The 11,759-nt window shown below is 42.3% G+C and carries 12 protein-coding genes and 1 pseudogene; 8 read left to right on the top strand and 5 right to left on the bottom strand.

All coding sequences use genetic code 11. The features are described 5' to 3' along the window. The 7 genes from BBG47_RS30435 to BBG47_RS25715 form a co-directional block, all read left to right on the top strand. On the top strand, positions 1-363 hold a 363-nt coding region (locus BBG47_RS30435; RefSeq protein WP_217492528.1), incomplete at its 5' end, for a hypothetical protein. Between the two features lie 14 nt (positions 364-377). After that, positions 378-1,100 (top strand): AAA family ATPase, encoded by a 723-nt coding sequence (locus BBG47_RS25740; RefSeq protein WP_175400642.1) that lies wholly within the window; start codon positions 378-380, stop codon positions 1,098-1,100. Between the two features lie 441 nt (positions 1,101-1,541). After that, positions 1,542-2,660, top strand: a complete 1,119-nt coding sequence (locus BBG47_RS29155; protein ID WP_083189612.1) for an RICIN domain-containing protein — start codon at positions 1,542-1,544, stop codon at positions 2,658-2,660. Between the two features lie 311 nt (positions 2,661-2,971). After that, positions 2,972-3,781 carry a TrmB family transcriptional regulator gene (locus BBG47_RS25730; protein WP_065294114.1) on the top strand — a complete coding sequence of 270 codons (810 nt, stop codon included), beginning with the start codon at positions 2,972-2,974 and terminating at the stop codon, positions 3,779-3,781. 79 nt (positions 3,782-3,860) lie between these two features. Continuing rightward, positions 3,861-4,589: an AzlC family ABC transporter permease gene (locus tag BBG47_RS25725; RefSeq protein ID WP_065294113.1), complete on the top strand. Its 729-nt coding sequence runs from the start codon at positions 3,861-3,863 to the stop codon at positions 4,587-4,589. Next, the gene (locus tag BBG47_RS25720) at positions 4,580-4,906 is read left to right on the top strand and encodes an AzlD domain-containing protein (protein WP_021255845.1); all 327 of its coding nucleotides are present in this window, start codon (positions 4,580-4,582) and stop codon (positions 4,904-4,906) included. Before BBG47_RS25725 ends, BBG47_RS25720 begins: the two co-directional genes overlap by 10 nt. 236 nt (positions 4,907-5,142) lie before the next feature. Further along, positions 5,143-6,675: a vanadium-dependent haloperoxidase gene (locus tag BBG47_RS25715; protein ID WP_065294112.1), complete on the top strand. Its 1,533-nt coding sequence runs from the start codon at positions 5,143-5,145 to the stop codon at positions 6,673-6,675. A 139-nt stretch (positions 6,676-6,814) separates the two neighbouring features. Here the strand turns inward: BBG47_RS25715 and BBG47_RS25710 are convergent, their stop codons facing one another. The 4 genes from BBG47_RS25710 to BBG47_RS25695 all read right to left on the bottom strand — a co-directional run bounded on the left by BBG47_RS25710 (position 6,815) and on the right by BBG47_RS25695 (position 10,546). Next, entirely contained in the window at positions 6,815-7,558 is a 744-nt protein-coding gene (locus tag BBG47_RS25710) for an ABC transporter permease (RefSeq protein ID WP_065294111.1), read from the bottom strand. Beyond that, positions 7,555-7,812 carry an ATP-binding cassette domain-containing protein gene (locus BBG47_RS25705; RefSeq protein ID WP_065294110.1) on the bottom strand — a complete coding sequence of 86 codons (258 nt, stop codon included), beginning with the start codon at positions 7,810-7,812 and terminating at the stop codon, positions 7,555-7,557. Before BBG47_RS25705 ends, BBG47_RS25710 begins: the two co-directional genes overlap by 4 nt. A gap of 287 nt (positions 7,813-8,099) precedes the next feature. Beyond that, positions 8,100-9,596, bottom strand: coding sequence for a sodium/proline symporter PutP (gene putP, locus BBG47_RS25700; RefSeq protein WP_302621973.1), 1,497 nt, complete (start codon positions 9,594-9,596; stop codon positions 8,100-8,102). Between the two features lie 233 nt (positions 9,597-9,829). Continuing rightward, positions 9,830-10,546 (bottom strand): CAP domain-containing protein, encoded by a 717-nt coding sequence (locus BBG47_RS25695; protein ID WP_065294108.1) that lies wholly within the window; start codon positions 10,544-10,546, stop codon positions 9,830-9,832. A 476-nt stretch (positions 10,547-11,022) separates the two neighbouring features. Here BBG47_RS25695 and BBG47_RS25690 point away from each other — a divergent pair. After that, positions 11,023-11,190: pseudogene (locus BBG47_RS25690) on the top strand (spore coat protein); the annotation flags it as partial. Between the two features lie 400 nt (positions 11,191-11,590). On the opposite strand, the gene BBG47_RS31130 reads toward BBG47_RS25690, so the two are convergent. After that, positions 11,591-11,759 (bottom strand): thioredoxin family protein (locus tag BBG47_RS31130; protein WP_139070770.1); only part of this gene is annotated, 169 nt, incomplete at its 5' end.

Below are 11,759 nucleotides of genomic sequence, written 5' to 3'. Positions count from 1 at the left end.
ATTAGTTCCGTCGTTGCGGGCTTAATCGGGGCAATTCCGATAATGTTCTTCTTCTTGATACTTATGATCTTCCCGATGAAGCAAGAATCACTAGTTACTGTATTGAATATGCTTCTACTTGTATTTTTGATAGTAACCGCTAATAATTTGTCGCATTCATTGTCGTGGGGAATCCTGCTGCTATATATTAATCCATTAGAACTGGTTAGAGCTTTGAATCTATTAATAGTAGAATTCATAACGGGTAAGGAATATATGAATTTTGGCTCGGCTCATATCGTATTCGGCTTGATTTTATATACGGCTATCGGACTTTTGGGGATGAGATATACAAGAATCGTATCCTCGACAAATCGAACATGAATTGGGGCAGGTATATGATTACAATTGAGAATTTAAATTATAGGCATAAGAATTGTAATAAGAGTAATTTGGAGAATGTAACTGTAGATTTTAAACCGGGTATAGTAAACGTCATTATAGGTAAAAACGGTTCCGGCAAGACGACGCTTTTTGATTTGATTACAAATGTTATCCCAAGACCCAAAGAAATCAAAGGTGTACCTAACCATTCTGAAATTATTTATCAGTTACAGGGGTTATCATTTCCTTCGGCTTTGAAAGGGAAGGATTTGTTTCGGTTTTTTTTGTACACGGATCACAATAATCATATAAAAGTTTCGAATACTCCTTATACCGATAAATACATGGAATCTTCAGAAATTGAGTTGATGGAAAAAGTATGGGACACCCAATTTGGTCAGTTATCTATAGGCGAGCGACGGTACTTAAGTATTTTGGCGGTAACGCTTATGCAAAGGAAGCTGTATGTATTCGATGAACCAACTTCCGGAGTTGATCCCGAAGCAAGATTGCAAATTTTAAAAAGAATAGAAAGGCTTAGTCTTGGCACAGGTTCTACAGTCATTCTTTCCACTCATACTTTACATGAGTTTCGAAATATACATTGTAAAATTCATTTATTGCATAAAGGAAGTATAAAATTTCAAGGAACGTTTGAGCAGTTTACCGAAAAAGGCGAAAACGGCGATCCAGACTCAGCTTTTTATCAAAACCTCATGCTACACCAAGCAGAGTAATGATAAAGTCCACCCAATACATTTCACATCCGAAGAATTCATATGGGCACTGTAGAGTAAATAATAAGCTCTATTGTGTCCTTTTGCTTTTTGGTCGAATATGCGTTGGTTTTGAATACGTGATCAAGAAATATATGAAAAATAGACTTCATAAAAAGGAATAAATTGCATAATATTTCCTGGTAAGTCACAGCTTTTGGGGGAACCATTATCGCTAAAGTATCGGAACAGCTGAGGATTATAGGGCGGGAAGGAGGAGCGTTTTTTCGATGAAGGTGGGAATTATCAGCGATATGGCATGTCCGAGGTGTAATGTGGCCAAAACACATTTCTGACGTGCGTTAAGCGAATTTTCCGGCTGTGATCGATGACATCAGGTACCCTTGGAACCAAGGATTTACAGCGATATGAGCTAGTTAGATCCAACAAGGAGGAATAGGATTGATTCGAAAATTGTCAATGATTTTGATGATGATGGTGCTATTCGGTTCTGAAGTGATGGTGGTTTCTGCCGAGACTGCTTCCTACACAGACGGAACCTACACATTAGAAGTGAATAACGAGGATCCTTCTTTTGATTCGACAGTGAAACAACGAATGATTGATACCTTCTTTATCGTATATCCTCAAATGGTTGCACGTTTCAATGGTCAGGCAGCTCGGAAAGTACATTTTACAATTGATCCGACATACTCTGGTGTTGCGGAAGCAGGAGGGGGCAATGTTAAATTCAGCTCTAATTGGCTGCGGAAGAATCCGGAAGATATCGATACGGTAACCCATGAGTTAATGCATATCGTTCAAGCCTATCCTGGGGGGAGCCCGGGATGGTTAACCGAAGGGATCGCGGACTATGCCCGTTACAAATATGGCGTAAATAATGGGCCGGCAGGATGGGTTCTGCCTAATTATAGCCCTAATCATAAATATACGGATAGTTACCAAGTTACAGCTCGCTTTTTCGTATGGCTGGAAAATCGGATCCGTCCGTCGATCGTCAATGAGATGGACTCCAATCTTCGTAATCGGACTTATAGTGAACAATTATGGGTGAAGTTAACTGGCCAGACTGTCGATCAGTTATGGCAGCAATATTCCAAGGATCCAAACTTGACTAGCAACGATGTGCTTGTGGGAAGACCCTATAAATTAATTAATGTAAACAGTGGAAAAGCATTGGATGTTCAAGGATCAGGGGCAGCGAATGGCACCAATGTTCAGATTTATTCAGATAACGGATCAGCAGCTCAACGTTGGACAGTGTATCGAAACCAAGACGGCACATATAAACTGATTAACGCAGTAAGCGCCAAAGCACTGGATGTGACAAGTTCGGGGACAGCCGACGGTACAAACGTACAGGTTTGGGATGACAACGGTTCAGGTGCACAGAAATGGAGCTTCATACGCAATACAGATGGCTCGTATAAACTAATTAATAGTAACAGCAATAAGGCACTGGATGTATCCACATCAGGCACGAACGACGGTACGAACGTGCAGATCTGGACGGATAATGGGACCGCTGCCCAGAAGTGGAAGTTGGTACTTTTAAATTAAAAATGGTATGAATTCATATGACCAGTTAGATCAAATTGATCTAGCTGTTTTTTCATATTCTCGCGTAATCGGAAGGACTTTGCCCCTTGGCCCGAATAAGTAAGATTCGACTTGTTCGTCTCGGCACCTTGCTGAATGAAGTCATTCACGCTCTCGTCGATGGACAGATTGTTGCCCGCGAGCGGGTCGTTAGGGCTCGTATACAAGCCAGTATTTTTACATATTCCATATCGTTCATTCGCTATATAGCTTTGACAGCTAATTCATTTTATTTTATAGTAAGTAACACACTAACTACTAAAGGAGTTGCCATGGAAGAACTTTTTAAAGAACTTCAGAAATGGGGCTTTTCACAATATGAATGTAAAGCGTACATAGGGCTTTTGAAAAATTCCCCTATAACCGGATATGAAATAAGCAAAAGGTCGGGTGTGCCTCGTTCAACGATTTATGAAGTATTGGCAAAATTAATGGATAAAGGTGCAGTTTATACAGTACCTTCTGACCCTGTAACCTATGCGCCGTTACCAGCAAAAGAATTAATCCGCCGATTGCGTAATGACTTTGACAATTCTATGGATTATCTTGAAAAGAATTTATCTGCCTTAGAAAGTGAACAAGAAGTAGATGTTATTCGACGCATCAGCAGTGATGAGCGCGTTGTGGCCGAAATGATTGACATAATCGATAAAGCTAAAAAAGAAATATGGTTGTCGATCTGGGAACCACAAGTCGATTCGATAAAAGGTGCTGTAGATACGCGGATAAAGGATGATATCCACGTCTTTTCTATTCTTTTTGGAGCACCTGAGATTCAGCTTGGAGCAACTACGCATCACAATTACATGGCTCCAGAAGTAGCTGAGGAACGTATGAACGGTCGCTTAACGATTGTTGCACGGGACAATGAGGAAGTATTAATTGCAAATTTCTCGCCAAATACACCTGCATGGGCGGTAAAAACGGAAGACCCGGCACTTGTGTTAATCGCGATGGAATACATCAGGCATGATATTATGTTCTCAGAATTAGTGAAAGAAGTGGGCCCAGAGAAAGCAGAAGCGCTTTGGAAAAACGCTCCTAACCTATTTCATGTTGTTACCGGGAAACGGTTCAAATAAATTGAACCGTATTTTCTTTCACTGTTTCGTAGTAGTTAGTAAGTTAGCTTCTAATACTTGAAAATAAAGAGGGAATGAAATGAGTCTGTCGAACGTCCAAATGAATTCGTCTCCGAGAGATGAAGATGGCTTTATCCAAGGAGTAAAAGATTGTGTCCCCACGCTGCTGGGTTATTTAAGTATCGGATTAGCTGCAGGTGTGATCCAAAAGACTGCGGGACTTAGCATCGCTGAGATCGCTCTGATGTCTTTAATCCTCTATGCTGGCTCAGCTCAGTTTATTGCTGCAGGAATGATAGCAACAAGTAGCTCGATTACTGCCATTATTATTACGATTTTGTTTGTTAATCTTCGTCATATTTTACTTAGTGCAGCTCTAGCACCTTATTTCCGGCATCTTTCTCCATTTCGGAACATGCTAGTGGGTTCTCTACTCACCGATGAGACATTCGGTGTCGCGATTACCGAGGCGGCCAAGAAAAAGCGAATCAGTGAGAAATGGATGCATGGTCTCAATATAACCGCTTATGTAAATTGGCTTGTAGCGAATGTAGCAGGAGCATTTTTGGCACAATGGATTTCGAATCCGGAGAAATTCGGACTAGCATTTGCCTTGCCAGCTATGTTTATTGGTATTCTCGTACTCTCCATGTTAGGGCGAAATAGAATCAAACTTGATATCGTTGTCGCAATTATTGCAGTGGTCATTGCTGTAGGAAGTTCTTTCTTTTTGTCCAGCAGTATGGGCGTTATTGTGGCTACAATTATTGCTTCAACAATAGGAATGGTGGTAGAAAAATGGAAGTAAGATGGGACATTTTTTTGATTATTCTAGGCTCAGCTTTTGTCACGTTCATTCCAAGGGTCGTTCCTCTTATGGTGCTTAGTCGTTTTGAATTACCAGAATGGGCAATGCGTTGGTTAAATTATGTTCCCATTTCTGTAATAGCTGCTCTGATAGGTCAAGAGATATTTATCCATGACGGAAAGCTTACATCTCTTACCAACAACATTGAATTTTTTGCAGCCATACCGACTTTTCTAATTGCGATAAAAACAAGAAGTTTATTGGGAACCGTACTGGGCGGTATTATTTCCATTATCATTTTACGCTTATTGTTTTGAAACTAGATTCTAAAGTTCTATAAAAGATACATGGCTATAAATATGAAATTGATATGCGCGATGTACTAAGGGTCTAGCGGCAAGCCGCTAGATCTTTTTATATGCAGCAACCATTTGTATAGAGCCTCTTTTTCTTTTGTGGCCAGGTATTCTACATATAACCATACTAAATCGACTCATTTGAATAAATTATAGAGATCTCTGTGCTTCTTACAAATCGCTCAAGGAGGAATCATATGGATGACTCATGTATACTAGGCCCTTTAGATCCAAAGGAACGGCAACATAAAGCATATAAAATTCGAAATCAATCCGCTAAAGAAGAAAAGTCGCACAAAATCTTGCCTCAGCCTTGCAATCACGATGAAAGGAAGTATCCGAACAAAATCGGAAACTTCACGAAGGGACTGCCGCATAACGGTCTTGGAGAAGTTGATCAACATGCTTACCAGGCATATCTCAAAGCATTGAAAAGCGGGAAGCCAAGTAAATTCGAGGATATTCCCCTCGGGGGAATGCTCAAACTCGTTAATCCGCAAGGGGCTTACGTGTATGATCTTGCCGGGCCCGACGGACATTCCTTAACGATTCCAGCTCCTCCTTCGATAAACAGTGCTGCGGCCGCCAGCGATATGGTAGAACTATACTGGCAATCGTTGTTGCGGGATGTTCCGTTCAACAGCTACGACAGAGATCCATTAGCCGCTGCAGCAGCGGAGAACCTTTCGAATCTGAAGGATTTTTATGGGCCCAAAATAAACGGACAAGTAACACCGCAAACTTTATTTCGCGGCGTTACGCAAGGCGATCTGGTAGGGCCGTATATCTCACAATTTTTATATAAAGATATTCCATTTGGCGCCACTGCCATTATTCAAAAATACAAAGTCCCTTTGGCGGGTCAACATTTCTTAACGGATTATCAAACATGGCTGAGCATTCAAAACGGCGCTGCTCCGTCTGCTTCCATTGTCTATGATCCTGAGCCTCGTTTTTTAAGAAACGGAAGAGATATAAGCGAATGGGTGCATAAAGATTTTTCTTATCAAGGTGTGTTAATGGCCTGTTTATATTTGTTGAGCTTGGGTTCTTCCGCACTCGATCCGGCCAATCCGTATTTCCATTCGCGCACGCAGACTGGATTTGTTACCTTTGGTTCTCCGTATATTTTGGATTTGGTCGCACGGGCCGCGAATTTCTCGATGGAGTCTGCGTGGTATCAGAAGTTTCTTGTGCATCGGAGACTGCGGCCGGAAGAGTTTGGAGGTCTCGTTCAACAGAAAAAAGCGAACAATGCAAATTATCCGATTAATGAGCAGCTCCTGAATTCTCCCGCAGTTGATCTAACCTTCAATAAATACGGCACTTACTTGCTGCCACAGGCGTACCCGGAAGGGTGTCCGGCACATCCGTCCTATCCAGCAGGCCATGCCGTAATTGCCGGCGCAGGCGTCACCATGTTAAAGGCATTCTTCAACGAAGATTTTGTTCTCCCGAATCCAGTTACAGTGAGCGACGACGGCCTGTCCCTAGAGCCCTTTAACGGAGCGCCGCTCACTATAGGCGGTGAATTGAATAAGCTCGCCAATAACATTGCCATCGCTCGGGCATTTGCAGGTATTCATTATCGCTCCGACTGTTTCGATGGCATGAATTTGGGCGAGGCTGCCGCCATCGGTTTGCTTCGCAACTACAGGCATACGTTTAACGAACCATTCCAAGGATTTACGCTTACGAAATTCGACGGCACAACCATAATTGTAAAATGATCGCTGGGGATAAAGCAGTTTCTAACTTTCCTTTCCTCGAGAAGTAGTACAAGGTGTTTATGAAAATATAGTATGTTATAAAACAGTGACAGTATGGACGAGAAAATAATGTCCTAGACTGTCACTGTTTATATCACTATTAATCCCATTTAAAGAGGCGAAGAGACATACTCATACATATCATTGTAAGTACAATCATTACAACAACGGGGATGATGATACTATCCATTGGCAGGCCAAGTGAAGCGGCTTTCAACATCTTAATGCCCTGTGTCAGCGGTAATATATCGGCCACTGTTTGAAGCGCCGCAGGCATAACTTCATAAGGCAAGGTAGCACCAGCGCCAATAAGCATTGGAAAATAGAGCAGGCTGGCTACAGCACTTGCTATTTTCATGTTTGGCGCTAGTCCACCGACCAGCAGTCCGATGCTGAACATGGACAGCATGACCAAGATGTATGCGCCTAAAAATTGCAGCCATGAGCCATGAAATTGATAGCCAAAAAAAATGGCTGCAGTCATATAGACAAGGATAAGTGAAGCAATGGAGTAAATCGCATAAATGACAACTTGTACGGCTAGGATAAGAGCGGGACTGGTCGGCGTTACCTTAAAGCGTTTTAGTATCCTCCTGCTTCGGTAATCGGACACCACTAAAGGAAGTCCCATAACTCCCCCAGCGCATAATTCAATCGTGGCCACGGCTCCAAAGGATTGTTCCAGGAAGGTGTAAGCTGCGCCATCGAAAGCTGGCTTATTTCCGAAAACTGCACCTAAAATGATCACCACGGCGACAGGCATGCAGATCGCAAAGATGAACATGTCCATCCCGCGAAGAGACAGTTTACACTCTGTTTTGAGCAGCGCCCTAAATGCTCTCATTTTCTTTCCTCCTCGTCTGTATACCAAAGATATGCATCCTCAAATTTCTCATGAGGACTGGCCGCAATCGCTTCCTGTACGGTCCCGTCAAAAATGCTCTTCCCTTTTTTCAGAATCATGATTTTGTCACAAAGAGCTTCCACATCGTCCATAAAGTGTGAGGTCAACAGAATGGTTAACCCCAAGCTCGTGTAATCCACAGCGGTTTTGTAAAGAGATGCAGTGACCTCACAAAGTGGTGCTTTTGCCTGCACCGTTTGCGCCCAACAAGCCGAAACCTTCACCACGACAAATCGATAGGTTTAGATGTTCAACTGCTTTGACGCTGGCGTAAGACTTGCTCAAGTGTTCTACCTTGAGTTGTTTCCACGTAATCAAATCCCTCCTAAATGCTCTCTTTGCATAAATAAAATAACACCAGAGCAAAGTCTGGTGTTAAAGTGTAGGGTTTGTTGTAAATTTCGTTTTCATTTCTCAAAAGTGAGTGAGCATCATTCGAGCGTTGTTCTCGGCGTATTGCAGGGATGTAAGCCAAAATTGATCATGCTTCTTCTACATTCGTGTGTAACCGTTTCAAGCTGGTATCAAACTCTTTCTCGATAGCTTCGTCCCGTTGATAGGTAAACAGACTGATGGCAATAATGACGATAAGGTTGACGATAAATCCGGGAATGATTTCGTATACATCTCTAGTAATTTGCAAGTCAATATTTTTCCAAATAATCACTGTTGTTGCGCCTGCTAACATTCCGACAATGGCACCCCAATTGGTCATTTTTCTCCAGTATAGGCTTAACAGGATAACGGGGCCAAAGGAAGCGCCAAAACCGGCCCAGGCATAAGCGACAAGACTTAAAATGGTTTTGTTTTCACCGCCCAGCGCAAGCAGGCAGGCGATGACTGAAATCGTTAGAACAGACATTCGTCCAAAGAACACAAGTTCTTTATCAGAGGCATTTTTACGCAGAATCAGCTTATATAAATCTTCTGTCAAAGCACTAGAGGTTACAATGAGCTGAGAAGAAACCGTGCTCATTATTGCAGCCAATACGGCAGCAAGGACAAGTCCGGCAATAAACGGATGGAATAAAATTTGTCCAAGTTGAATGAAGACAGCTTCTGGATTAGACAATGTATAATTTGTTTGTGCAAAAAAAGCAAGACCTACTAATGCTGTTAATGAAGCGCCAAGTAATGTGGCAACCATCCAGCCCATACCAATACGTCGCGCAGTTTTGGTCTCTTGTACAGAGCGGATGGCCATAAATCGGACGATAATATGCGGTTGGCCAACATAGCCAAGTCCCCAGGCAGCTGCAGAGATGACGCCGAGCACAGTAGTTCCGTTAAATAAATCTAGGAGGGACGGATCTATGGCTCTGATTGTATCAACGGTGTTGGCAAACCCACCCGTCTCGCTCATTGCTAACACCGGGACAAGGATAAGAGCAAGCAGCATGATAAGTCCTTGGACAAAGTCCGTCCAACTGACAGCAAGAAAGCCCCCAAACAATGTATAGGCAACAACCACTCCGGATACGAGGAGCAGCCCCGCTATGAAAGGAACGGAGAAGGAGTTTTCAAAAAAGACGGCTCCTGCCACCATACCTGAGGAAATATAGAACGTAAAGAAAATGAGGATAACAATGGAGGAAACAATCCGCAGAAGTTTGGTGCTATCCTTAAATCGATTTTCCAAAAACGACGGAATGGTAATGGAGTTCCCGGAAACTTCCGTGTATGTGCGCAAACGTGGAGCAATAAACAGCCAGTTCAGATAGGCGCCAACCGATAAGCCAATGGCAATCCAGATATTTGACAGTCCTGTCAGGTAAATTCCTCCCGGAAGCCCCATTAACAGCCATCCGCTCATATCGGCAGCGCCAGCACTTAAAGCAGTTACAGCAGGCCCTAAGGAACGTCCCCCTAACATATAGTCCGTCAAGTTTGTCGTTTTTCGGAAAGCATACCACCCTATACTCAGCATAGTTGCCATATATATCACGATGGCAATCATTTTTGAAATATCTTCTAACACTGTTCCACCTCGTTTAAAAGATGATATTATTCAATATATTACCATTATTTCGACATATTGACTTGAATTTTAAAAGTGAGTTGAACGCTACTAAGTGGGATGTTCGTACATCGTTATCTGGGAGCATCAGAGAACTTCAACTTGCCAATAGACGGAGAGGGGTCAGCCTGAAGTGCCAAAAACCCGCATAAATTGCGGGTTTTTGAACCGTTATTGTTGGGAGATGAAAGGCGTTATCCAGTAAATTCCTGAACCCATGTGTTGTTATAAAAAGCAATACCGATATGGGTATAGTTATTATTCAGTATATTTGCTCTGTGGCCTGGGCTATTCATCCAGTCCTTCATAACCTGGGTAGGGGTAGTTTGCCCTTTTGCGATGTTCTCTCCAGCGGTGTTGAATGTAATCCCGAATTCCTTCAACATATCGAAGGGGGATCCATGTGTGGGAGAATTATGATCAAAGTAATTGTTGTTGTACATGTCCTGTGCCTTGACCATAGCCACATTTGACAATTCTCCACTCCTACTCAAGGAACCTAATCCTGCTTTGGACCTTTCTTGATTTACTAGATCTAGAACCTGCTGCTCGAATTCGGATAAATGATTATCCATAGTACCTTCCTGTACTGATCCTGTTGAACCTGTTGGCTCCTTATTTTCAGGATTCCCTGTAGGTACCTGGTTTGCTGGATTTCCATCCGGTGTTCGAATCAGATCCAACAAATCCAATGGAATTCCATTTTGTGCTTCTTTTGTTGTAATGGAAGATCGCTCTTTCCATGACGTAGCTGTTGATGATGCCTGTGTGAGGACAGAGTTTGGCGCAGTAGTATGATCATGAGTTGAAGTTCGTGTTTGCTTAGGAGTCACTTGCTTTTGCATCATATTGTTATGGGACGAACAACCTGCCACCAATAATAATACTGCTAATACAAAAAACTTTGCCATTAGCCAACCTCCTAGATCCGTTAATTAATGAAGTTACCGGATTTAGGTTTTCCTGCAAGCCTTTTACTTATTCCTCAGTACGGTTTTGGAATAAGTCCAAGTCCCTCATAAAGGCGCACAGTGTTGGGGTGGATTCCAATGCTACGCGCTAATTCTGTTGTTCGGTACGTTTTCATGAATCCAATCACCTCATCTCTGCACGATAATATCATCTTTTAAAAGTCTGGTGTTCTAATGGATGGTTTTTATACTTTTCTGCAAAAACCTGCGAACTAGCAGTACAAACGGAACCAGCAGAAAGAATGTAATCACGATCACGGCCAGCACTAAATAGGTGGAGGCAGCTTTTACCTGGAAGGTAGTTTAAAACCTTGATTTTCTTCTGACTGGTACGTGCCGTTATCAAATCTATTAATATAGCATATTATGTAAAGCGTGAAATCTATACAAATGTTGCGAAAAGGGGATGGATATAAATGGCATCATTTGAAATTGGGGCGAGATGTCTTTTCAATTTTCGAAACGAACGCTTTTTCCTATTAGTTGAAGATGAAATTAAAGTTCCAGATAAAGGTGTGGAGATTGATCCGGTTAATATCTATGAAATTGACCAGCAAACTTTCAATTTTATCAGTGCTGAAGGAATACTTTTTGAAAAAATATACCCCTCGTAGTTTTTTACGGGGGTATATTTTTATGCTTGAGCCCTTGATGTTGTGATGGTGAATATGCATCAGGAAAATTACTTTGGGCGGCAGGTTGAAATTATTTACGAAGACAGGCACGGTGAAATTACGCAGCGGCATATCGGCGTTCCAAGATGATATACATGATTGGAGAATTGAATGAGGGATCTAGTAGTGGAAAAAGCAGATATCACTGCGGTTACAGCAAAAACGAAACAGCCTTAGCCCGATGGAAGCACGAGCTAAGACTGTTAAAGCATTTTATTCTACTGTCTATTTTACGGGGATCAGCTCAGTCATGGATAAAAACAGGACAGAAATGCCCTTCTTTGTTCCATAAGAAATGGAGCTCCTGAAATTAAGCGTATCGCTCGATCAGCGCTTCATACACACTTTTTGGACGGAGTCCGACTAATTTCTCTATCGGCTCGCCGTTATGAAACATAATGACGGTCGGCATGGACATAACGCGGTATTCAGACGCGATGGCAGGGGAGTCGTCACAGTCTACCTTGACTACGTTTACC

The organism is Paenibacillus sp. KS1 (assembly GCF_001680695.1).
Taxonomy (GTDB): Bacteria; Bacillota; Bacilli; order Paenibacillales; family Paenibacillaceae; genus Paenibacillus_B; species Paenibacillus_B suaedae.
The sequence above is the reverse complement of the archived record's forward strand: the minus strand, read 5'-3'. Positions and strand labels throughout refer to the sequence as shown.

Coding starts and splice junctions, on each gene's coding strand:
- BBG47_RS25740 (WP_175400642.1), top strand. CDS start 378: ATGATTACAATTGAGAATTTAAATTATAGGCATAAGAATTGTAATAAG.
- BBG47_RS25730 (WP_065294114.1), top strand. CDS start 2,972: ATGGAAGAACTTTTTAAAGAACTTCAGAAATGGGGCTTTTCACAATAT.
- BBG47_RS25725 (WP_065294113.1), top strand. CDS start 3,861: ATGAGTCTGTCGAACGTCCAAATGAATTCGTCTCCGAGAGATGAAGAT.
- BBG47_RS25720 (WP_021255845.1), top strand. CDS start 4,580: ATGGAAGTAAGATGGGACATTTTTTTGATTATTCTAGGCTCAGCTTTT.
- BBG47_RS25715 (WP_065294112.1), top strand. CDS start 5,143: ATGGATGACTCATGTATACTAGGCCCTTTAGATCCAAAGGAACGGCAA.
- BBG47_RS25710 (WP_065294111.1), bottom strand. CDS start 7,558: ATGAGAGCATTTAGGGCGCTGCTCAAAACAGAGTGTAAACTGTCTCTT.
- BBG47_RS25695 (WP_065294108.1), bottom strand. CDS start 10,546: ATGGCAAAGTTTTTTGTATTAGCAGTATTATTATTGGTGGCAGGTTGT.